Annotated in this window: 16 protein-coding genes; 10 read left to right on the top strand and 6 right to left on the bottom strand. The window is 64.4% G+C overall.

Annotated elements, in window-relative coordinates; translation table 11 throughout:
• Positions 1-26: 26 nt before the first annotated feature.
• The gene (locus SR3_RS11150; RefSeq protein ID WP_068085383.1) at positions 27-2,828 is read left to right on the top strand and encodes a TonB-dependent receptor; all 2,802 of its coding nucleotides are present in this window, start codon (positions 27-29) and stop codon (positions 2,826-2,828) included.
• Entirely contained in the window at positions 2,828-4,030 is a 1,203-nt protein-coding gene (locus tag SR3_RS11155; protein WP_068085386.1) for a histidine-type phosphatase, read from the top strand. Before SR3_RS11150 ends, SR3_RS11155 begins: the two co-directional genes overlap by 1 nt.
• A 125-nt stretch (positions 4,031-4,155) precedes the next feature.
• Here the strand turns inward: SR3_RS11155 and SR3_RS32640 are convergent, their stop codons facing one another.
• Positions 4,156-4,287, bottom strand: a complete 132-nt coding sequence (locus tag SR3_RS32640) for a hypothetical protein (protein WP_281198721.1) — start codon at positions 4,285-4,287, stop codon at positions 4,156-4,158.
• Positions 4,288-4,565: 278 nt separating this feature from the next.
• Positions 4,566-5,519: a LysR family transcriptional regulator gene (locus SR3_RS11165; RefSeq protein WP_157098790.1), complete on the bottom strand. Its 954-nt coding sequence runs from the start codon at positions 5,517-5,519 to the stop codon at positions 4,566-4,568.
• Positions 5,520-5,675: 156 nt separating this feature from the next.
• On the opposite strand from SR3_RS11165, the gene SR3_RS11170 reads away from it, so the two are divergent.
• The 4 genes from SR3_RS11170 to SR3_RS11185 all read left to right on the top strand — a co-directional run bounded on the left by SR3_RS11170 (position 5,676) and on the right by SR3_RS11185 (position 10,663).
• Positions 5,676-6,803: an aromatic ring-hydroxylating oxygenase subunit alpha gene (locus tag SR3_RS11170; protein ID WP_068085394.1), complete on the top strand. Its 1,128-nt coding sequence runs from the start codon at positions 5,676-5,678 to the stop codon at positions 6,801-6,803.
• A gap of 437 nt (positions 6,804-7,240) precedes the next feature.
• Positions 7,241-8,887: a tetratricopeptide repeat-containing diguanylate cyclase gene (locus SR3_RS11175; RefSeq protein WP_068085396.1), complete on the top strand. Its 1,647-nt coding sequence runs from the start codon at positions 7,241-7,243 to the stop codon at positions 8,885-8,887.
• 213 nt (positions 8,888-9,100) lie between these two features.
• A complete protein-coding gene (locus SR3_RS11180) occupies positions 9,101-10,357 on the top strand; it encodes an MFS transporter (RefSeq protein WP_157098792.1) in 1,257 nt (418 codons plus the stop codon).
• 63 nt (positions 10,358-10,420) lie between these two features.
• On the top strand, positions 10,421-10,663 hold the full coding sequence (locus SR3_RS11185) for a hypothetical protein (protein ID WP_068085402.1): 243 nt from the start codon (positions 10,421-10,423) through the stop codon (positions 10,661-10,663).
• A 25-nt stretch (positions 10,664-10,688) separates the two neighbouring features.
• Here the strand turns inward: SR3_RS11185 and SR3_RS11190 are convergent, their stop codons facing one another.
• Positions 10,689-11,672, bottom strand: coding sequence for a LacI family DNA-binding transcriptional regulator (locus SR3_RS11190; protein ID WP_068085405.1), 984 nt, complete (start codon positions 11,670-11,672; stop codon positions 10,689-10,691).
• A 267-nt stretch (positions 11,673-11,939) separates the two neighbouring features.
• On the opposite strand from SR3_RS11190, the gene SR3_RS11195 reads away from it, so the two are divergent.
• Positions 11,940-14,288 (top strand): TonB-dependent receptor, encoded by a 2,349-nt coding sequence (locus tag SR3_RS11195; RefSeq protein WP_068085408.1) that lies wholly within the window; start codon positions 11,940-11,942, stop codon positions 14,286-14,288.
• 124 nt (positions 14,289-14,412) lie between these two features.
• On the opposite strand, the gene SR3_RS11200 is transcribed toward SR3_RS11195, so the two are convergent.
• Together SR3_RS11200 and SR3_RS11205 are read right to left on the bottom strand one after the other, a co-directional pair.
• Positions 14,413-15,372, bottom strand: a complete 960-nt coding sequence (locus SR3_RS11200; protein WP_068085410.1) for an MBL fold metallo-hydrolase — start codon at positions 15,370-15,372, stop codon at positions 14,413-14,415.
• Positions 15,372-17,735, bottom strand: a complete 2,364-nt coding sequence (locus SR3_RS11205) for a TonB-dependent receptor (RefSeq protein ID WP_084455416.1) — start codon at positions 17,733-17,735, stop codon at positions 15,372-15,374. Before SR3_RS11205 ends, SR3_RS11200 begins: the two co-directional genes overlap by 1 nt.
• 137 nt (positions 17,736-17,872) lie before the next feature.
• Here SR3_RS11205 and SR3_RS11210 point away from each other — a divergent pair, with 137 nt between their 5' ends.
• Together SR3_RS11210 and SR3_RS11215 are read left to right on the top strand one after the other, a co-directional pair.
• Entirely contained in the window at positions 17,873-18,496 is a 624-nt protein-coding gene (locus SR3_RS11210; protein WP_068085413.1) for a TetR/AcrR family transcriptional regulator, read from the top strand.
• 129 nt (positions 18,497-18,625) lie between these two features.
• Positions 18,626-20,047 carry an APC family permease gene (locus SR3_RS11215; protein WP_068085416.1) on the top strand — a complete coding sequence of 474 codons (1,422 nt, stop codon included), beginning with the start codon at positions 18,626-18,628 and terminating at the stop codon, positions 20,045-20,047.
• Positions 20,048-20,074: 27 nt separating this feature from the next.
• Here SR3_RS11215 and SR3_RS11220 read toward each other — a convergent pair whose 3' ends face one another.
• A complete protein-coding gene (locus SR3_RS11220; RefSeq protein WP_068085419.1) occupies positions 20,075-21,268 on the bottom strand; it encodes an MFS transporter in 1,194 nt (397 codons plus the stop codon).
• A gap of 253 nt (positions 21,269-21,521) precedes the next feature.
• Here SR3_RS11220 and SR3_RS11225 point away from each other — a divergent pair, with 253 nt between their 5' ends.
• Positions 21,522-22,439 carry a LysR family transcriptional regulator gene (locus SR3_RS11225; RefSeq protein WP_068085422.1) on the top strand — a complete coding sequence of 306 codons (918 nt, stop codon included), beginning with the start codon at positions 21,522-21,524 and terminating at the stop codon, positions 22,437-22,439.
• Positions 22,440-22,495: the final 56 nt, after the last annotated feature.

The following is a 22,495-nucleotide window of genomic DNA, read 5'->3' on the forward strand; positions in this document are numbered from 1 at the left end:
AGCGGGCCGTTATTGCGGGGATTACCATGCTTTCCTTCCGTCGCCATCTGGTTGCGACCACCACTCTGGCTGCTCTGGCCGCCACTTGCGTGCAGGCTCAGGCCGCCAGCCCGATTTCCAGCTTCAATGTGCCGGCACAAGATGTGACCAGCGCGGTGCGCCTCTTCGCGCGACAGGCTGGCGTGCAGATCGTCGTTTCCGGCAGCGTGGCGCAGGGCCGCCGCAGCCATGCCATCACCGGCCGCATGGGTACGGGCGAGGCGCTCAATCGCATGCTCGAAGGCACCGGCCTTGCCGCCAAAGCCACCGGCGATAACACCTATGTGATCGTGGGCGGCGCGCCCGATCCCACGCCCACCGCCTATGACGAGGCCGATGCGCATGATCCCATCGTCGTCACCGGCGCCATGGTCGCCCAGCGCGAGGCCGTCGCCGAAAAGCGCAATGCCGACAACACGGTGGAAACGCTGCATGCCAACGATGTCGGCAAGCTGCCCGACCAGAACGTCGCCGAAGCCATCAAGCGCCTGCCGGGCCTGACCGCCGCCAACGATCAGGGCGAGGGCCGCTATGTGGTGATCCGCGGCATTGATCCGGGTCTGGCGAATGTGACGCTCAACGGCATGACCCTGCCCGCGCCCGAGCCCGATGGCCGTCAGGTGAAGCTGGACGATCTGCCCAGCGCGATGATCCAGTCGGTCTCGGTGTCGAAATCGCTGCTGGCCAGTCAGGATGCCAATGCCATCGCCGGTGAGGTCGCCATCCGCACCAAGACGGCGTTCGACAGCAAGAAGATGTTCTTCGTCGATGCCCGCGCCTCGGTGGGGCATTACACGCTGAACAACAAAACGCCCTATGATCTGGACGCCACGGTGGGCGGCCGTTTCGGCGCGGAAAAGCAGTTCGGCGCGGTGGTCTCGGTCAGCTATTCCAGGCGCCCCATCGAGAGCGAGAACTATCAGGGATCGAGCAACTGGTCCTCCGCCGGCGCGCCGGACGGCAATGGCATCCGCGACTACAATCTGTCGCGCACGCGCCTTGGGGTGGTCGGCAATTTCGACTGGCACCCCAATGAGAAGGTGAAGCTCTACCTGCGCACCTCCTATTCCGAATTCCAGGACCACGAGACGCGCGACCAGAACCGCCTCGCCGTGACCGCCTATGACGCCGCCACCGGCGTTCCCACCAAGGGCACCGCCACCGTTCTGGTGCGCCAGCGCCAGGAAAACGACCACACGCAAAGCGCCACGCTGGGCGGCGATTTTTCCGATGTGGCGGGCGGCACGCTCTCGATCGCGGCGGGCTATACGCGCGCGGTCAAGCAGGATCCGCTGCGCAGCGAATTCACCTTCACCACGGCCAAGGGCGGCGTCAATCTGGCCTATAACGGATCGACCTATCCCTACACGCTGACGCCCGCCACCGCCGGCTATTTCGGCAATGCCAGCAATTTCTATTTCAGCAAATACAACATCGAAAACCGCTATGCCTATGAGCAGCTGTGGCAAGGCAAGCTGGATTACACCCATCCGCTAGAGATCGGCGATGGTTCGGAATTCAGCATTGGCGCCAAGATCACCGATCGCCACAAGAATGACGATCACAACAAGATGACCTACTCGGCCACCTCGACCAAGTGGTATCTGAACAATGTCGGCTACACCGGCAACACCGGTTTCTATGGCAATGAATTCTCCTTCGGCCAGCGCATCAACTATTTCGCCGCGCGCGACTATCTGATGAGCAACCTCTCGACGCTGGCGACCGGCTCGACCACCACCTCGGGGAACATCTCGGACTCGCTGGCCAGCGATTATGACGTGCGTGAACGGATCACGGCGGGCTATGCCCAGCTGAAGCTGAAATTCGGCGCGCTGACGCTGATCCCCGGTGTCCGTGTCGAAAACACCTACGACAGCACCAAGGCCAAGATCGTCAATGCCGCCTCGAAGATCACCGATGGTTTCAACACCTTCGGCAAGGTGAACTACACCGATGTCTTCCCCGGCCTGAACGCCAAATATGACGTGACCAGGGATCTGCTGCTGCGCGGCGCGGTGACCACCTCGATCGGTCGCCCCAACTATCCGCAGCTGGCGCCCTATGTCACGGTGACCGACACCTCGACCACCGCGACGGCGGTTTCGGTCGGCAACCCCAATCTGAAGCCCTATCGTTCGGTCAATCTCGACGCTTCGGTGGAGTTCTATCCGGCGCAGGGCAGCATCGTTTCGGCGGGGATCTTCACGAAATCCATCGACAATCCGATCTATTCGACCACCACGCTGCAGAACAACGTCACGCTGGGCAATGTGCTTTACAGCGCCGCCAATGTGACCCAGCCCTTCAACGCCGACCATGAGAATGTCACCGGCGTGGAGTTCAACGTGCAGCACCAGTTTACCAAACTGCCGGGCGCGCTGTCGGGCTTTGGCATCTCGGCCAACTTCAGCCATGTGTGGGGCAGCGCCAATGCGACGGCGATCCGCGGCGGCAAGGTGCCGCTGGCCTATCAGTCGAAGAATGTCGGCACGGCGCAGCTCTTCTACGAAAAGTACGGCTTCGGCGCGCGACTGGCCTTCAGCTACCGCTCGGCCTATCTCGACACGCTGGGCGGCTCGGCGGCGACGGACCAGTACACCGACGCCAATGGCCAGCTGGACCTGCATGTCAGCTATCAGATCATCCCCGCCGTCACCGTCTTCGGCGATGCGGTGAACCTGACCGACGCCCCGTGGCGCCGTTACATGGGCGCCAGCCGCGCCTATCTGATCGAGCGTGAGCATTACGGCACCCAGCTGCGCGGCGGCGTGCAGGTGCATTTCTGATGCGCCGCCTGTTGGCAACCGCCGCTCTGGCGTTCATGGCGGGGACCGCGCATGCGGCCCCCGCTCCGGATGGCCTGACGGTGGAGCGCGTGGTGATCGTGATGCGCCACGGCGTGCGCCCGCCCACCAAGGCCCAGCCCATGCCCGCCGGGGTCACCCCCGAGACATGGCCCTCATGGCCCGTCGAGCCGGGATTCCTGTCCCCGCATGGCGCGCTGGCGGTCGAGCGGCTGGGCGCCAGCGATGGCGCGACCTTGCGCGCTCAGGGCGTGATCCCAGCGAAGGGCTGCCCGACGGTCCGCATCGTGGCCGACAGCGACCAGCGCACCATCGAAACCGCCAAAAGCTGGGCCAGGGCCTTCGCGCCGGGCTGCGCCATCCCCGGCGATCACCAGCCGCAGGGCAGCAAGGACACACGCTTCGGCCCCATTCAGGCCGGTCTGGTCACGCTGGACCCGGCGCAGGTCGATGCCGCCGTGGCGCAGGGCGTGGGGCCCGGCGGCATGGCGGCGGTCGAGGCGGCGCATCGCGATCTGCTGGCGCTGGCCGATCATATCCTCTGCAAGGATGGTCCTTCGGCCAGCTGCGGCATCGGTCAGGAACCCAGCGTGATCGCTCCGGCCAGCGCCAGGCAGCGGCCCAAAATGGAGGGAGCGCTGGATCGGGCCTCCACCGTGGCGCAGATCATGCTGCTGGAATATGGCGAGGGCAAGCCCATGGCGCAGGTCGGCTGGGGCCGGGTGACGCCGGCGCAGATCGCCCGGCTTTCCGCGCTGCATGCGCTGGAGTTCCGCCTGCTGGCGCGGCCTTACCCGGTGGCCTCGGCCAATCTGTCGGGCCTGCTGCCGATCATGCGCGAGGGGCTGACTGGCAGCACTGCCGTCACGATGATTTCCGGCCATGACACCAATGTCGCCAATCTGGGCGGGTTGCTGGATCTGCACTGGCAGGTGCCGGGTCTAGCTCAGGACGATCCGGCGCCCGGCGGCGCCATCGTGCTGGAACGAGTGAAGGCGCGCGACGGCAAGCTTTATGTGCGCGCATCCTATCGCGCCCAGTCGCTTGAGCAAATCCGCTCTGCCGCCCCGTTGGCGGCCAAGGGGCCCTATCGCGCGGCCATCCCCATCCCCGGTTGCGCCGCCGAAGCCAGGGGCGCCCTCTGCCCGCTGAACAAGGCGCTGCACCTGCTGGGTGAAGGCTGAGCGGCCCACAGACGCCCCCGGCTCCGACACAACGGGCGCCGGGGCAAGAACTCTGATCGGCATCTTGCCCCGGGATCGACAGTAAGGCGCGCTCGATCCCCGGCCCGTCGGGTCGGAGCCGGAGGCTAGATCAGCTCCTCAGGCGGTTCCGCCCGATAGCCGCGCTCCATCTCCTCGGCTGTCGCATCCAGATCACTCGCCAGCCTTTCCAGAGCCTGTATGGCCATCTGCAGCGTCACACTCTGTTCAAGGCACATGGCGGCCCGCTCGCTTCGCCGGCGAGCAAGAGCCGCCGCGAAGCGAAGTGTGGTAGGACAGAAGGGCGACTCCTGCGTCATATCGCAAGATATGCACATTTCAGCACGCAATCCTATGTTAAATTACTCAGATGATGCGCTGAAAACCTAAACACGGTTACTCTGGTAAATATAGAATAACCATTACAGCACATTGCTTGAGAATGGCCCGAATGTACCATCATGGCACCGGCAGTGCCTGTGCCTGCCCGGCGCAACCCGGCGATAGCGGCAGAGAACTAGCGCAAAGCCCGAAAGCCCGACCAGAATGGCGACTGGCTGCTTTCCGTGGGGTTCCTGCCACGGAAAAGATCGGCCACCTGCTTGCGCAACCAGATGACGCCCGGGTCTGCATGGGCGCGGCGATGCCAGAACTGCTTGAGCTCCACCGGATCGACATGAAAGGGCAGCGGCAAGACCTTGAGCCGCAGCAGCTTGGTGTAGATCGTCCCCACGGACCGGGGCACCACGGTGATCATGTCAGACTGCGAAACGAGCAAGGGCACGCTCATGAAATGGGGCGATTGCAAGGCGATCCGGCGCTCAAGCCCCAGTTCCCTGACCCGGTTTTCGAACCGCTCCTGACTGCGCCCCGGCTGCATCACCACGATATGGTCGGCCCCGAGATAGTGATCGAGACTGAGCGTATCGATGATCTCGGGATGTCCCTCACGCACGAGACAGACGAACTCGTGATCGAACAGGGTCTGTTCGAACAGGCTGGTGCTGTCCATGGCCGTCAGATGGCCCACGGCCAGATCGATGGTTCCAGCGGTCAGTTCCCGCAGCAGTTCATCCAGCCCGACATCAACCGAGCGCAGCGTGACCCTTGGCGCGGCGGCGGCGCAGGATGCCACCAGATCCGGCAGGAACGACAATTCCCCCAGATCGGAGAGGTTGATGACGAAACTGCGCTCCGCCTTCAGCGGATCGAAGCCCCCCGCCACCGTGATTTCGTTGCGCACCGTTCCCATGATCCGCGCAACGGGCAGGCGAAGCTGCTCGGCCAGCGCGGTCGGCGTCATCACGCTTCCCTGACGAAAGAACAGATCGTCGCCAAAATGCTCCCTCAAGCGCCGCAGCGCCAGGCTGACGCCGGGCTGACTGAGGCCAAGCGCCCGGGCCGCGCCCGAAATCGAGCCATGGGCAAAAATCGCGTCCATCACACGCAGCAGATTGAGATCGAGAATCATTTCCACTGCTTATACAGACTATAAAAAGATGGTGCGATGCTTATGATCGGCGGGCGCGGTATGATCCCTCCACAGTCCATGCCGCCCAGCCAGAACAGAGCGGCAAACCGGGCACAGCAGAATCAGGGTCTCAAAGCCTGATCGGGAGATGACATCGTGACCCACCCCACCCACCCTAATTCCGGCCAGACGTCCGACGCGCCCGCGCCAACCCCCTGGCCGCGCAACGCCTGGTATGTCGCCGCCGCCAGCGATGAGGTGGCGGACAAGCCCCTCGGGCGGCGCATCTGCAATCATCGCATGGTGTTCTTCCGCCCCAAGACGGGGCCGGTGACGGCGCTGGAAGACTTCTGCCCCCACCGCGGCGCGCCGCTCTCGCTTGGCTTTGTGCGCGATGACACGCTGGTCTGCGGCTATCACGGGCTGGCGGTGGGCTGTAAGGGCCATGCCGACAACATGCCCGGCCAGCGCGTGAAGAACTTTCCGGCGGTCAGGCATTTTCCTGTCATCGAGCGCTACGGCTTCATCTGGGTGTGGCCCGGCGATCCCGAGGCGGCCTCTGCCGACAAGCTGCATCATCTGGAATGGGCCGACAATGAGGGCTGGGCCTATGGCGGCGGCCTCTATCACATACAGTGCGACTATCGCCTGATGATCGACAACCTCATGGACCTGACCCATGAGACCTATGTGCATGCCTCCAGCATCGGCCAGAAGGAGATCGACGAAGCCCCGGTCAAAACCCGGGTCGAGGGTCAGGAGGTCATCACCAGCCGCATGATGGACGGAGTCAAGGCCCCGCCCTTCTGGCGCATGGCGCTGGAAGGCGCCGGGCTGCCGGGGGATGCCACGGTCGACCGCTGGCAGATCTGCCGCTTCAACCTGCCCAGCCATGTGATGATCGAGGTCGGCGTCGCGCTGGAAGGGCATGGCGGCTATGAAGCGCCCCAGTCGCAGAAGGCCTCCAGCATCGTCGTTGATTTCATCACGCCGGAAACCGAGACCTCGCATCACTATTTCTGGGGCATGGCCCGCCAGTTCGCCGTGGACAATGCCGCGCTGACCGACACGATCCGCCAAGGACAGGGCAAGATCTTCAGCGAAGACCTCGACATGCTGGAGCGCCAGCAGCAGAACCTGCTGGACTATCCCGAGCGCCAGCTGCTCAAGCTCAACATCGATGCCGGTGGCGCCCGCTCACGGCTGGTGATCAACCGCGCCATCGCCGAGGAGCAGGCGCCCGCAATGCCCGAAGGCGCGCAACTGAGCGAAACCGCCGACTGATCGCCGTTGCCTCCCCTGCCACGCACACTGGCGTGGCAGGGGAGGCTTGCACGCATGGATGATGTGCCGATCGCCGGCACGGGCCGTGGCTGCGCTCATCATGCCCGGAATGGCGACAAAATAGGCGCGAACGCCCTTATGCCAAGGAGAAGATGTTAACCACGCCATGAGGCATCCCGGGGACGCTTTACCCAAACAATCCAAGCGCCTTCCGATGCTCATTCGGCGCGAGGCGGACTGACGACAGAGCCTTCTTAAGACATTTCCCAGTCGGGATCTTAGGAAAGAATTTTCATGTTCCAAGCCACTCTTCGCAACTGGATCATAAATGCTGTTGCGATTCGGCGAGTGGATTGTTTTTTAAAATGATTTTATCTTCGGAGCAGTTAACGACCGGCACGTCCAATCTTGCCTCGCTCTTCCCGAAGAAGCGGGCCATGTCGCGCAGCGCATCGGGCATCGCGCGGGAAAGGCTTGCCGAAGCCGAACGCCTGTCGCGGTCCGGCCTGCCGATTTCGGCCATCGCGCTTGCCGAACAGGTGAGAAACGAGGCGCTCGCCAATGGCTCCCAGCACATCTATGCGCTGAGCACCAGTCAGCTTTCCTGGTATTATTTCATGACCGCTCGCTATGAGCAGGGCGCGGTGCATGCGCTGGAAGCCATCGAACTCTGGCAGGTCACCGGCGATGCGGCCCGCGAGGCGAGCTGCCGCTGTTATTACGCCTGGCAATTGTGCCAGATGGGCATGCCCGGCGCCGAGCATGAGGCAATGCAGGCCCTGCGACAGGCCGAAAAGGCCGGCGATCCGGCGGCGCTGTGTCTGGCGCAGAACACGGTGGCCGTGGTGCTGTGGATGTACAAGCAGTTCGAGCAGGCGCTCGATTTCAGCACGCAGGCGGTGGCGCTGGCACGAACGGTTGACGATCCCGTGGCGCTGGGCTGGTGGCTGATCAACGATGGCGGCATCCGGGGCGATCACGCCGCCATCAAGGCAGCACAGGGAGACCGCCGCGATCTGGTCGCCACCGTCGACCATGCCACAAGCCTCACCGAAGAGGCGCTGGCGCTGGCGCTGGCGCATCAGGACCATTGGGGCGCGCGGATCTGCCTCGGCAATCTGGCCGAATTCGCGCTGCATCTGGGCGACACCGATCGCGCCATGGCGCATATGGACCACTGGCAGCAGCTTCCCGGCGAGCTGGGGGACCGCGACCTCACCCAATACCATCGCTGCAACGGGCAGGTGCTGATCGCGCAGGGACGGATCGACGAGGCGATCGTCGCACTCAAGACCGGTGTGGAGCATGCCGATCAGGTGAATGATCTGGAATCCGGCGTGCCGGGCTGTCAGGCCCTGGCCGAAGCCTATGAGCGCAAGGGCGATTTTAAAATGGCCCTGCACTGGCATCGCGAATTTCACGAGCATTATGTGCGCTACTGCACGCACACCGCCCAGCGCAGCGCGCGTGTGGCGGCAACCCAGTACGAAACCGAGCAGCTGCGTAACCAGAGCGAAACGGCGCGCCTTCAGGCACAGGCGCTGGAAGTCTCGAATCTGGAGCTGACTCAGGAAACCGACCGGCTGAAAAAGGCCAATCTGGAAGATCCGCTGACCGGCCTCTACAATCGCCGGGCCCTGGAGGCGGCGCTGGCCGAAACGCAGAAGACCGGCGCGGCCTATGCCATCGCCCTGCTCGATGTGGATCATTTCAAGCGCATCAACGATCGCTTCTCACATCTGGTGGGCGACGAGGTGCTGCGCCAGATCGCCGGAATTCTGGGCGGCCTGATCCGCAAGAGCGAGTTTCTGGCGCGGTTCGGCGGCGAGGAATTCGTGCTGCTGATGCCGGATATGGGCAGCGCCGAGGCGGCTGTCTTATGCGAGCGTTTGCGCAGTGCCGTCGAAGCGTGGAACTGGGCCGAACAGAACACGGAGCTTGCGGTGACGATCAGCATCGGCATCGCCAGCACGGACGGAACGGACGCCCCCACGGCCATTCTGGCGGCGGCTGATGCGCTGCTTTATCAGGCCAAGGCGAAAGGACGCAATCGGGTGGAAGTATCGCATGCCACCGGGGCTTGACTCATCGGGGACTGCAATGGAGTTTCCTTTCGGAAAATAGTCAAAGATTTGAAGGAATGAAACAGGCACGCCCTCTCTCCACTGACGTGCGCAAGCGGGAATGGCCGCTGCAGGCAGCGCTTTGGCCAGAGAATGGGGGCATGATGTCCGGACGTGCTGGACGGCAAGCATCCGCGGATTTGATCAGGCCTTCCGGCACCGGAGAGGCCGCCCGTGCCTGATCCGCTAAGCGAACGCCCCCGCCGGGTCTGGCTGATGGGGCTGGCCAACGTCACTTACGGCTATCTCTATGCGGTGCCGCTGGTCACCGTGCCGCAGCAACTTGCGGCGCGCGGCGTACCCGAACCGGAGATCGCCAACATCACGGCTCTGGTGCTGGCGGTGTCGCTGGCGACTTTCGCGCTGGCCCCGGTGCTCGATACGTCGATGAGCCGCAGGCGGTGGTCGGTCGCGCTGGGGCTGCTGGCCACCATCCTTGCGCTGGCGGTGCTGCTTCTGCCCACCTCCAGCGCGCTGCTGGCCCCCGGCCTTGCGGTGATGGCTCTGGCGACCTCGCTCTACAATGCGGCCATCGGGGGATGGCTCGGGGCCGCCCTTCCCAAGAGTTGCGACGAGACCGTCGGCACATGGTTCGGCATCGGCAACGCGCTGGGGTTCAGCCTTGGCGCGATGTGTCAGTTCTGGCTGCTCACCCACCTGCCCATGCCGCTGGGGGCGCTGGCGGTTGTGGGGGTCGGCGTGATGACGCTGCCGATCCTGCTGGCCCTGCCCCGGCCCTCGGCGGACCGCAAGGCGATGCGCGAGACCTTCGGCACGCTGGCGCGCGATGTCACGCATCTGGCGCGGCGGGGGCCGGTGCTGCGGATTGCGGGCCTGCTCGCCATGCCCTGCGCGGCCTTTACCCTGACCAATGCCTTTGGCGGGTTGGGCGGCGATTTCCATGCTTCGGCCAGTGTGGTGGGCGCGGCCAATGGCATGGGGCAGATGGTGGCCTCGCTGCTGGGGGCGCTGACGATACGCCTCGTGATGGCGCGGGTGCCCGCGCCGTTGCTCTATCTGCTGGTCGGTTCGGTGGGAGCGGGTTTTACCCTGCTGCTGCTGCCCCTGCCGCATACAGCGCCGGTCTATGTTCTGGCCGTGCTGGGCGAATGCGTGGCGCAGACCTGCGCCCAGGTGGTGCAGAACGCCATCATCTTCCGCTCGATCGCGCCTGATGACCCGCTGGCCTCCAGTCAGTTCGGGCTGCTGCAGAGCGCCCTGATCGTGCCTTACGCCTATATGCAGGCGCTTGACGGCTATGGCTATCGGCTGGCGGGCGGCGTGGCGGGCTCGCTGCTGATGGATGCGGGCGTCAGCCTTGCCGCCTGCGCCCTGATGGTGGTGCCGGTCCTGCGGTGGCTGCGCAATGGGCGGCTCGAACCCGATCAGGCCACGCCCCAGCCCCTGGGATGCGAACCCAGACCAGCCTGAAACCCGCCCCGTTGATGGTCAGCCCATGGCGGGCCAATATCCCGGCGGTGGACCGGCCAAACGGTGCTGGATATCTGGAAGGTGGCGGCGCCTTCGCTCGATATCCATGTACCCGGTGCCAAGGTGCCGCTGGCTGATGACGACCATGCGGGCAATCCGCTTTTCGTGCCGGAGGCGCAGTTCCGCACCGACAATCTGTTCCGGGCTTTGGGCCAGCATGGCGCGCCGGACTATTCAATCTTCGGCATCGAGGACGGCAGCCAGTGGCTCAGGCCTGTGGCATGCTGGCGCATATGGAGGACGTGATCGCCCGCGCCGGGGGACAGCCGCCTCAGGAAGAACAGAGGCTGGATTCGCGCAGGATGATCTCGGACTGGATGCCCTCCTCATCGGAGGTGCGCCCGATCGCCATCAAGACAGCGTTTCGGCCTATCGTATCGAAGGACTGGGCCACCGTGGACAAGGACGGGTAGGAGCTCATGCTTTCCGGTGAGTTGTCGAAGCCGGCAAAAGCAATGTCCCGAGGCACGCGATAGCCAAGACGAAGGGCGGTGGTCATGGCTCCCAGAGCGCTGGAATCATTGACGGCAAAGATGGCCGTAGGGCGAACGGGAAGCGACATGAGCTGCCGGAAGGCATCGACACCACCCTCGAAAAGCATGTTGCTGCGGATCACAAAGGCATCCGGCACGCGGTGCCCCGCGGCCATCATGGCATCGCGATACCCCAGATGCCGCTCCTCCGACGAGACACGGTCATTGGGCGGCGCGATCATCGCGATGCGCTCATGCCCTTGCGCGATGAGATGCTCGACCATCTGGCGCGAGATGGCGCGATCATGCACATCGAGCACTGCCCCATAGCCCGGCGACCGCCCCGCGACACGAACAGCCGGAAGGCCCAGCGCGGCCAGCGATTGCAGCATGCGCGGGTGATCGGCCCATGGCGGCAGGACGATCACGGCATCGGCGTTGCAGGACAGGCCGATGCTCCAGCCTTCATCCTCCTCCAGCGCGGCCCGTTCGAAGACTTCCACGACCAGATGCCAGCCCACCGACCGACAGGCCTGCGCAATCGCCAGCACCATCCGTGAATAATACCAGTGAGCGGCATCGGGCACGAGCAGGACGATGATGAAATTTCGCCCGGTCACCAACTGTCTTGCCGCCAGGGCTGGTACGTAATTCAAGGCGCGAATCGCCTGTTCGACTTTGGCGCGAATGTTGGGCCTGACCGTCTGCGCCCCGTTGATCACGCGCGAGACAGTCTTGATCGAAATACCGGATCGCTCGGCGACATCCTTGATTGTGGCCATGTCTGATCTGTCCGCTCCAACCCGGCATGAGGCCTTTGGCGTTTGCTCGCCAAATGTCTGCAATTCCCATGTCTATCCGCGTGTTAATTCAGAAAGGCGAGTCAGGCAAGCAGGCCCGGCGGGCAGCAGCGGCGCAGGCTGCGTGGCGAAAAAGCATCACCGGATAACGTCATGTGCCTCCGTTAGATATTTTACATTGTAAAAGTTCCATCGATGGCATTATCTCAAGCGATAGAAGCAAACCAAAGTTTATTTGGGGGGGGACATATGCGTTTCTGGATGAGCGCGCTGCTGGCAAGCAGCGCCATGACTATCGCTGCGCCTGCAGCCTTCGCACAACAAGCCGCCGACCAGCCCGCACCGGGGGATATCGTGGTGACCGCGCAGAAACGCGCGGAACGCCTGCAGGATGTGCCGGTCGCCGTTTCGGCCATTTCGAGCGAGGGGCTGGCCCGTCAGCAGATCAATGACACCGCCTCGCTCACCCGCGCCATTCCCTCGCTGACCTTCCAGCAAGGGCAGGGTTCGCAGTCGAACGGCTTCCGCATTCGCGGCGTGGGTTCGCAGCTGTTCAGCCTTGGCGTCGAGGCTTCGGTCTCCACGGTGGTCGATGGCGTGGTGGCGGCGCGCGCCACGCAGGGCTTTTCCGATTTCGCCGATATCGAGCGGATCGAGGTGCTGCGCGGGCCGCAGGGCACGCTGTTCGGCAAGAACGCCACGGCGGGCGTGGTCAGCGTCATCACCGCCAAGCCCTCGCACACGCTGACCGGCAGCGCCGAGGCGACCATCGCCGAAAAGGGCGAATACCGCGTCAAGGGCACGATCTCGGGCCCGTTGTCGCCCAAATTCGCGGTGCGGTTGAGCGGCTATTACAATGATGTCGGCGGCTATATCCGCAACATCTCGACCCAGCGCGACGTCAATGGCTTCAAGAGCTGGGGCGTGCGCGGCAAGGCCCTGTGGGACGCCACCGAAAATCTGAGCTTCCTGGCCAGCGCGGACTACCGCCAGAGCAATGCGCTGTGCTGTCAGTCTGTGGCGGTGCGGACGGTGACGCCGGCGATCATCGCGCTGACGCCGGGCATCACCGCCGGGCCCAGAAACCGCCAGATCAGCGACGATCAGGACAGCTTCAACAACGAACACCAGACCACGCTCTCGCTGGAAGGCAACTGGAATCTGGGCGCCTCCACGGTGACCTCGATCACCGCCTATCAGAACTATGGCAACCTCGGGAACAATGTGGTCGACCGGATCTACAATCCGCTGCCGGTCTATACCGGGGCGGGCACTGTCGCGCAGTTCAACCAGAATGGCGGGCCGATCGCGCTGAACAGCTTCTCGCAGGAGTTGCGCATCGGCTCGAACGGTTCGCGCGATCTGACCTATGTGGCGGGCATGTTCTATGCCAACACCTCGGTCGACCGCGACTTCCTGCGGCGGCAGGCGCTGTGTTCGGCCGGTACACTGGGGCAGGTCTGCGCGGCCCCGATCTATCGCTCGGTCGCCAGTCATGCCCACAACACGTCGGAAAGCGTCTCGGCCTTCGGGCAGATCGAATATCGCGTGGTCGGCGGGCTCAAGCTGATCGGCGGCGCGCGCCTGCAGCATGAGAGCAACGCCGTGGCCGGCACGCGCTATGGCCCGGCGCCGCAATATCCCACCGATGTGGCCATTCCGGGCTTCGGCGCGGTTTCGGGCTATCGCTCGGCCCATGATACGGCGCTGACCGGCAAGGTCGGGGCGAAGTATGAGTTCAACCGCGATGCGCAGGTCTATGCCTCCTACACGCGCGGCTACAAGGGCTATGGCTTCAACACGGAGGCCGCGACCAATTTCGCGACGCAGGCCCCCGTGCTGCCCGAATATGTCAACGCCTATGAGCTGGGCTTCAAGGGCCGCACGCGCGGCAATCTGCTCAGCTATGCCTTTGCCGCCTTCCTGTCGGACTACACCAATCTGCAGGTTCTGGCCAACACCGGCACGCCCGACGCTCCGGCCTTCACCCAGACCAATGCGGGCAAGTCCACCACCAAGGGCTTCGAGATCGAAGGCACGCTGCGCCCCGCCACCGGCTTTTCGATCGGCTTCGGCGTGACCTATGCCGACAGTTCGGTCACCGCCAACGGGCTGAGCTGCGCCTTGCAGAACCAGACCAATCTGCTGGTGGTGGCGCCGGGCGCCACGCCGCCAGCCAACACCTGCTATGGTTCCGGGCAGGGCCTGCAGAACATCGTCAACGGCAAGCTGCCCTATGCGCCCAAGTGGCGCGTGATGGCCGCCCCGCGTTTCGAGCATGAGATCCCCGGCACGGGGCTGGCCGGCTTCGGTCAGGTCTCGGTGAACTATCAGAGCCGCCAGATCTTCGACATCTCTCAGGATCCGCTGCTGACGCAAAAGCCCTATGCGATCGTCGACGCCAGCGTCGGCCTTCAGGATGCGGCCAAGCGTTACACGCTGACGGTTTTCGTGCGCAATCTGTTCAACCAGAACTACTATTCCTCGATGGCGCACGCCAGCCTGCTGGCCACGCCGACCAATGCGCAGGATCTGACCGCCTATGTCAACAAGGATGCCAACCGTTACTTTGGCGCCACGCTGGGCGTGAAGTTCTGACTGTTCCCCTCTGCCGGGCGGTATCCCAGCACCGCCCGGTACTTTTTGGCCAAGTAAGAATCCTGCGCAAGGGCAAGCCTGCCATTCCCTGTACGGAGCGGCAGGCGATCACCCCGGCCGCTCTTCAAAAGCTGTCGAGATCATGCGCCATGGTTATTGCGCCCTTATAGTGAACCGCGATGCCTTGCCGCAAATGCTCCACCAGCGCCGCTGACGGATCGGAGGGCGCGAAATGGGTCAGCACCACATGCTTCACCCCGGCAGCGGCGGCCATTTTGCCAACCTCGGCGGCGGGCAGGTGATGGCGGCTGAGATGCTCGATCATGCCATCGCGTTTTTGCGCGTCGAGATGGGGGTTCTCGCGGTTGACCATGGCCAGCGTGGCATCCAGATCGATGATCTCGCTGACCAGCACATCGGCCCCTTGGGCAAAGCGCGTCACCGCCTCGCTGGGCCCGGTGTCGCCGGTGAAGACGAAGGAGCGCCCGCCCGTCTCGAAACGCCATGCCAGCGAACGGAAGCGCCGGTCATCTTCGCTGCCCGGCGCGAAGGAGTAATGGGTGTTCTGCACGGTGCTGGCCGCCACCGAACCCAGCGTGAGATGATCGCCGCCCGACAGTTCGGTGACGCTCACCGTGCTGGCCGGATCGACATGCGGCGTGCCGGGGATGCCATAGCCGCTCATGGCGAAGGGCATCATGGCCGCCAGCAGCCCGTCCACCATCGCCTTCGTGCCCGGCGGGCCATAGATCGGCAGCGGCGCATAGGTGCTGGTCTGATAGCGCAGCCCTAGCAGCGCCGAGACCCCGCCGACATGATCGTAATGCAGATGGCTGATGAACAGACCCTTCACCCGGTCGAGCGGAATATGCGCCTTGGCCAGCTGCTCGACACAGCCGTCGCCGCAATCGACCAGATAGACGCCCTCGCCCGTCACCAGCAGATTGGCAGGCTGGCTGCGCGTGGGCGAAGCCACCGGGCCGCCCGCCGTGCCCAGCGTGATCCATTGCGCGGCGGGCACGGGCGCGGCGGAGACCGGCGCGGCGCCCAACAGCAGAAGGGCAGTGAGAAGGGCATGGCGCATCAGAATTTCACTCCTGCTCGCACGCCGAAGGTTCGCGGCGCGCTGGTGATGTAATTGAGGGATGAGGCCGCCGGATAGGTGGGCGCATTGACCGGAATGCGCGTCCCCTCGATGTTGCGGACATAGCCGGCCAGCGACCAGCGCCCTTCCTTGGGAGAAAGCCGCAATTCGGCATTGGTGGTCCAAGTGGCGCCGATCAGCTCTTCGGGCAGAAAGTCGAAGGCGATATAGCGGCTGGTCTTGTATTGCGTGTCCACGGCGGCGACGAGGTTGTAGCGCCCCAGCGGCAGCGTCTGCTCCAGCCCCAGATTGGCGGTCCAGCGCGGCGACTGATAGCCCGGCTTGCCGCTGCAATTGATGGTGTAGAGCGCCGCATTGGCCGGGTTGAGCGCATAGGCGCAGCCGGTGATCGGCGGATTGGCGCCCACCGGCACCGAATAGGTGTAGCTGCCATATTTCGAGTCCAGATACTGGATGTTGGCGGAAAACAGCGTGGTGTGCGTCGCCTTCAGCTGCAGATCGGCCTCCACACCCTTGATCTTCGAATTGCCGACATTCTGGGTGAATTGCCCCTGATTGCCGTTCAGATCGATGCCCGAATGGTTCACCTGCTGGTTGGTGTAGTCCCAGTAGAAGGCTTCGAGGTTGAGCTGGACCCGGTTGTTCCAGAAGCGGTTCTTGCTGCCGATGGTGTAGGCGGTGAGATATTCCGGCTGGAAGGTCTCATACCCGGCCGAGAGCGAGAAGCCGCCCGAGCGATAACCCGTCTCCACCGTGGCATAGAGCAGCGAGCGGGGCGTCACATCGAATTCCACCCCCGCGCGCCATGTCGCCTTGCTCTTGGGCAGAGAGGCATGGACCGGCGTCTGCGCATGGACCAGCACTGCGCCCGTGGCCCCGATGGGCGCCGCGCCGCCCGCCGGGGCGATGGTGAAAGGCGCCGTCAGATCGGTGTAGGAGGCTGTGACGGGCAGCAACGGCGCCGTGGGGCAGGAAGGGCGGCCCGCCACCCGCACCGTGCAACTGTCGATGAAGACATCGGCCTGCCCGTCGAAGCGCTTGGCGTCATGGGTGAAGCGCAGGCCGCCGATCAGGCGGAAACGCTCGGAAAGATGCGCGGTCAGGCGACCGAAAGCGGCATAGGATTTGGTCTTCGAGGTGAAGGCCTGATAGGCGTTCAGCTGTTGCTGGGCGAAGGTGTAATTGCCGTTCACCGTCTCGTCGAAATAATAGCCGCCCAGAATGGCCTCGAAGATGCTCACCCGTTTGGTGGCCAGCCGCGCCTCCAGACTGATCTGGTCGTCCTTCTCGCGGATCCAGCCGACGAAGCCGGGGTTGCCGAAACGGCTGTCCAGCTGCGAATGGCGCCATGCGGGCAGCAAGGTGAAGGTGCCGATGCCGCTTTTCCAGGTGACCTCGGCATTGGTGCCGTAGAAGCTGTTGTTCTGATAGGCGGTGTCGTCCAGCGGCGCGGCGTTGCGGCCGGTGGCGCCCAGAAACAGCGTCTGGCGATAGGCCTGCGAGGCCGGGCTGTAGAGCCCGGTGTCCACACTCAGGCCCGAGGGCACGAAGCTGTAGACGCCGCTGGCGCGGTTGTAGGCATAGGCCCCGGCATAGCTGGCCCCCGGCCCCTTGCCCCCGGTGTGCGACCAGTCGGCGCCCACCCGCACGGTCAGCTCAGGCGTCAGTTCGGCCAGCATCTGGCCGCGCAGGGCCTGGTTCTTTTCGTCGCTGGTGCCGTCGGACATGTAGCCGTCATGGCTGACGACATTACCTGCCAGCCGCAGCGCGCCATGCTCGCCGATGGGGGCGTTGATCGCGCCCTGCAGGCCGAAGGCGTTGTAATTGCCGTAATAGGCGCTGGCATTGCCCGACCATTCGCCGATCTTCGGCTTGGCCGGAATGGCGTTGATGGCGCCTGCCGTGGCATTGCGGCCATAGAGCGTGCCTTGCGGCCCTTTCAGCACCTCCAGCCGCTCCAGATCGTAGAACATGCCCGAGGTGGAGGTGGCGCGGCCCATATAGACGCCGTCATAGGCGAAGGCGACCGCCGGGTCGGAATAGCCGTTGACGGTGAAATTGCCGACACCGCGCACGAAGAAGGAGGTCAGCGGCCCGCCGCCCGCCTGCACATTGAGCGCGGGCACCGCCTTGCCCAGATCATTGGCGCTGGAGAGCCCCTTTTGCAGCAGCTGGTCGCCGCTGAGCACGGCAATCGCGATGCCCGCCTTTTGCGTGCTTTCCGATTTGCGCTGGGCGGTGACGATGATGTCGCGGATACCCGTGTTTCCGGCGTCCTGCGCGGCAACCGGCGCCCCCCAGCCCGCGATCAGCATCGATGATGCCAGCAAAACCTTGCGCATGATCTCTCCCCCCTTTTGTGACCGTCATTCTCTTGCGATGACGATTCTCCATCCGTTATCTACATTTGTAGAAGGTGGTGGGGCTTGTCAAGCGAGGCATGAGAGCGGAAAGACCGCGATGAAAGGATATCGGCATCATGAGCGAGACACTGGCAGCCCGGAACAGGCAGGATGGCGATCGTGCCGACCGGCGCGCGGCCATCGCCGATGCCGCGATCGACATTCTGGGCGAGCAGGGCAGCCGGGGCCTCACCCATCGCGCCATCGACAAGCATCTGGGCTATCCGGAGGGCACCACCTCGGCCTATTTCCGCCGCCGCGAGGATCTGGTGATGGCCACGGTCAAAGCCCTGTTCGATGCCGATTTCCGCCGCATCCGGGTGCTGTTCGACACGCTGCTGGCGCGCGAAGTGGTCGATGCCGCCTCGGTGGCGCGCTGGTTTGCCGAGATGCTGGCCGCCGTCCGGCAGGATCAGGGGCCGGTGCGGATGCTGGCGCGCTATGAATGCTTTCTGATGGCCAAGCGCCTGCCGGAAACCGACCGCCTGCTGCGCGCCTCGTTCAGCCAGCGCACCGAAAGGACGCAGGAGGTGTTCCGCCGTCTGGGGGCCGCCCACCCGGACCGCGCCGCCATCCAGTTCGAAGTGCTGCTGCGCGGCGCCTTCTTCACCGCCTCCTTCGTGCCCGACATTCTGGATGACAGCGGTCTGGCCGATGAGGGGTTTTTCCTGCGCGAAATCACCGCCGCGATGCAGGCCTGAGGCGCAAAACAGCAGGCAGGGTGTCTTTTCCGCAGCCCATGCGCTACGGGCCGCCGACCGAACACCGGACCCGACAACCAGCGCCACGTTTCAGGGGCATGGTGGGTCAAAAGGACCATCGCCTTGGCCATGACCGCCTATCTCGCTTCGCTCGTGCGCAGCAAACCGATCACCAGCTATACCGATGAGGCCAGGCAGAACGACGGGCGCGGGTTGACCCGTTCGCTCAGCCTGTTTCACCTCATGATGATCGGGGTGGGCTCGACGATCGGCACCGGCATCTTCGTCGCCCTGACCACCGCCGTGCCCGAAGCGGGGCCTGCGGTCACCCTGTCTTTCGTGATCGCCGGCATTGCCGCCACCCTGACCGCCCTGTGCTATGCCGAACTCGCCTCGGTGGTGCCGGCGGCGGGAAGCTCCTATTCCTACGCCTATGCCACGCTGGGCGAACTGCCCGCTTTCCTGATCGGGGCCTGTCTGGTGCTTGAATATGGCGTGGCGGCCTCGGCCGTTGCGGTCGGCTGGGGACAGTATCTCAACGAGCTGTTCCTGATGACCACCGGCTGGCACATACCCGACGCCCTGGCGCAGCCGCCCGGAGCCGGGGGCATCGTCAACCTGCCGGCGGTCATGCTGGTGGGGCTGTGCCTTGTGCTGCTGCTCAAGGGCACCAGCGAGTCCGCGAAGACCAATTCGATCCTCGTGATGGCGAAACTTGCGGTGCTGGCGCTGTTCGTCGGCATCGCGCTGATGCATGCCGATCCGGCCAACCTGCATCCTTTCGCGCCCAGGGGCATGGCCGGGATCGGCGCGGCGGCCTCCTCGATCTTCTTTTCCTATGTGGGGATCGACACCATCGCGACCGCCGGGGAAGAGGTGGAGAACCCGCATCGCACCCTGCCGCTGGCGATCATGGGCGCCCTCGCCATCGTGACCGTGACCTATATGCTGGTCGCCATCAGCGCCGTGGGCGCGCAGCCATGGACCAAATTCGCCGGGCAGGATGCCGGCCTTGCCGTGATCCTCCATAACGTCACCGGGGCGCAATGGCCGGCCATCGTGCTGTCGATGGGGGCGGTCGCCTCGATCATGAGCGTCACGCTGATGTGCATCTTCGGCCAGACGCGCATCCTCTATGCCATGAGCAAGGATGGCCTATTGCCTGCGGTGTTCCACAAGGTCGACGCCAGGCGCCATGTCCCGCGCGAGAACAGCTGGATCGTCTCGATCTTCGTCGCGCTGCTCGCGGCCTTTGTTCCGCTCGATGCGCTGGTCAATGCCACCAGCATGGGCACGCTGGTGGCTTTCTGCGCGGTGTCGGCCGGTGTCATCATTCTGCGGCGGTCACGCCCCGATCTGGTGCGCGGCTATGGCGTGCCGCTCTATCCGGTGCTTCCCGTGGCCAGCGTGGGGATCTGCCTGTTCCTCATCAGCCAGTTGCCGCGCGATACCTTTGTCATCTTTGCCGTGTGGCTGGCAGCGGCTGCCCTCATCTATGTCGCCTATTCGCACCGATCGTCGATCCTTGCCAGGAGGCATGACGCGCCCTGAGGCCAAGCCCGCGCACTGCGCAAAGCTTCAGTGCGCCACGCCTGCAGGCAGTCCTGCTGACGCCTTTTTTGTCCAGATCGGCCAGGCCACAAGGCTGAGCGCCACCCCAAAGGCCAGAAAGATCATGCTGCCCTGCGGCAGGGCAGCATGGGCCGCAAAGGCCGCGGGCGGGCCGAACAGCACGCCCAGCAAGGTGACCTGCGTGATCAGACCGCTTGTCGCGCCCATGCAGGCAGGAGACGGAGCCACCAGCGGCAAGAGGCTCCACATGCCGACCAGAATGCCCAGCCCCGCCATCAGGATGCAGTTCATCGCCATGGCCACCAGCAGCGAGGTGGGCGCCAGCACCAGCAGCGAGCCCGCCACGGCGCAGGCCGCCACCGCCAGAAGCCCCATCGACACCGGCCTGATGCCGCGATTGTAGAGCGTGCCGAACATGAAGGCCCCCGCCACATTGCACAGCATGGCCAGAATGTTGAAGGACAGCACCTGCACCTCGCCCACGCCGATGCTTTCGGACAGCAGGCGCGGCAGGGTGGCGACAAAGCCCGTCTGCAGAAAGGCCGCCGCCGCGAAGGAGAGGCCCAGCACAAAGGGCCAGGGCGTGCGGATCACCGCGCCCAGCCCTTGCAGGCGGCTGGGTTTGCGCTCGCCAGGCGCTGGCAGCAGCGTCTGCCCCAGCGCCACCAGCAGGCCCGCCCCGACCGCATGGCCGGCAAAGGCCATCCGCCAGCCCAGTTGATGGCCCACCACCAGGCCGTAGAAGGACGCCAGCACAAAGCTGGCCGGAATGACCGTGGACCACAGAGCCAGCGCAGCCGTGCGCTGGCGCCCCTCGGTCAGGCGCGTGATCATCGTCACGGCGCCCACCACCATGCAGACATAGCCGAGCCCGCCCAGCACGCGCCACGCCAGCAGCAGATCGATGGCATGGGCCATCACCACGCCCAGATCGGCAACGATCACCAGAGCGCCCCCCACCAGCATCATCGGGCGATCCCCGAAGCGGTCGACCATCCAGCCCACGCACAGCGAGGACACCGCCGCCGCCAGCGCGGGCATCGACATCACCCAGCCGATGGTGGCGGGCGATGGCGGATGGAACTCCGCGGCGATGCCGCCCAGCGCGGGCACGGCGCTGCTCACCACCAGCATGCCGAAGACGCCGATCAGATAGATCAGCGCGATGCGCCCCCAGGGCGCGGTGGCGGGGTCGGTCATGGTCGTCTGCTTCTCCCCGGAGCAGAGCCCCGTCTCATCTTTTGCGCCACCAGTCTGGGAGAAGGCCCACGGGGGGTAAAGCGCGGGGGATGGCACCGCACTATCGCGGTTTTCGCAACAATGAGCGCTTGCGCGCGGCGTTCCGATTGGTCACCGTCACACAATCAATCACGAGAGCGCCGCCGATGGCCCTAGGGATTGGTGGATAGGCTTACGGCCCCGATCAGCAGAGCGGCCGAAGCGGGAGACAGACATGGACCGACTGACCACCATGGCGACCTTTCTCAAGGTCGTGAAATCGGGGAATTTCACCGCTGCGGCGGAGGAGTTGTCGATTTCCCGCACGCTGGTCTCCCGCCATGTCGCCGATCTGGAGGCGCATCTGGGGATCAAGCTGCTCAACCGCACCACAAGGCTGGTCAGCCCGACCGACGCGGGGCTGCGCTACAGCGAGTTGTGCCAGCGCGTGCTGGGCGACATCCGCAGCGGCGAGGAGCAGATTTCCGCCATCAAGAACGAGCTGGAGGGCGATATCGCCGTGCTCTGCCCGATCTGGATCGGCAGTTTCGGCGTGTCGCTGGCGATCGGCGAATTTCTCTCGCGCCATCCCGGCGTCAATGTGAAGTTGCATTTCGAGGAACCCTCGGCCAATCCGCATGAGTTCCTGACGATGGGCTATGATGTCTGCATCCAGCCCAATGTAATGCGCGACAGTTCGATCATGGCCAAGAAGATCGGCAAGATCAACCATTTGCTGGTGGCCTCCCCGGCCTATATCGCCGCGCAGGGCATGCCCGAGACGGTGGCCGATCTGGCGCATCACTCCTGTCTGGCCAAGACAACCGACAATCAATGGGTCTTTGAAAATGGCGAGCGGGTGCAATTGCGCCTGCCCGCGAAATTTTCCTCCAACAGCGTCTTCGCCTTGCGGGAAACTTGTGTGGCAGGGCTGGGCATTGCCCTGCTGCCCAAGGGGATCATGCAGGATACGCTGGCCAAGGGCGATCTGGTGCAGGTGCTGCCCGATTTTCCGATCGCGGCGCGCCCGCTTTACATCGCCTTTCCGCCCGGCGGGGATGTGCCGCGCCGCATCCGCTCCTTCATCTCGTTCCTGGGGGACTGGTTCAAGCTGCACAATGTGGGCGATACGGCTCCATCGCTGCGCACATAAGGATCAGGGCGCCACATGCGGGATGCGGCGCCCTGACAGGCGGCAGGACTGAAAGG

The organism is Novosphingobium rosa NBRC 15208, from assembly GCF_001598555.1.
Classification (GTDB): domain Bacteria; phylum Pseudomonadota; class Alphaproteobacteria; order Sphingomonadales; family Sphingomonadaceae; genus Novosphingobium; species Novosphingobium rosa.

Coding starts and splice junctions, on each gene's coding strand:
- SR3_RS11200 (WP_068085410.1), bottom strand. CDS start 15,372: ATGCGCCATGCCCTTCTCACTGCCCTTCTGCTGTTGGGCGCCGCGCCG.
- SR3_RS11220 (WP_068085419.1), bottom strand. CDS start 21,268: ATGACCGACCCCGCCACCGCGCCCTGGGGGCGCATCGCGCTGATCTAT.
- SR3_RS32640 (WP_281198721.1), bottom strand. CDS start 4,287: ATGTGCCTTGAACAGAGTGTGACGCTGCAGATGGCCATACAGGCTCTG.
- SR3_RS11195 (WP_068085408.1), top strand. CDS start 11,940: ATGCGTTTCTGGATGAGCGCGCTGCTGGCAAGCAGCGCCATGACTATC.
- SR3_RS11210 (WP_068085413.1), top strand. CDS start 17,873: ATGAGCGAGACACTGGCAGCCCGGAACAGGCAGGATGGCGATCGTGCC.
- SR3_RS11215 (WP_068085416.1), top strand. CDS start 18,626: ATGACCGCCTATCTCGCTTCGCTCGTGCGCAGCAAACCGATCACCAGC.
- SR3_RS11205 (WP_084455416.1), bottom strand. CDS start 17,735: ATGCGCAAGGTTTTGCTGGCATCATCGATGCTGATCGCGGGCTGGGGG.
- SR3_RS11155 (WP_068085386.1), top strand. CDS start 2,828: ATGCGCCGCCTGTTGGCAACCGCCGCTCTGGCGTTCATGGCGGGGACC.
- SR3_RS11175 (WP_068085396.1), top strand. CDS start 7,241: ATGTCGCGCAGCGCATCGGGCATCGCGCGGGAAAGGCTTGCCGAAGCC.
- SR3_RS11190 (WP_068085405.1), bottom strand. CDS start 11,672: ATGGCCACAATCAAGGATGTCGCCGAGCGATCCGGTATTTCGATCAAG.
- SR3_RS11165 (WP_157098790.1), bottom strand. CDS start 5,519: ATGATTCTCGATCTCAATCTGCTGCGTGTGATGGACGCGATTTTTGCC.
- SR3_RS11150 (WP_068085383.1), top strand. CDS start 27: ATGCTTTCCTTCCGTCGCCATCTGGTTGCGACCACCACTCTGGCTGCT.
- SR3_RS11225 (WP_068085422.1), top strand. CDS start 21,522: ATGGACCGACTGACCACCATGGCGACCTTTCTCAAGGTCGTGAAATCG.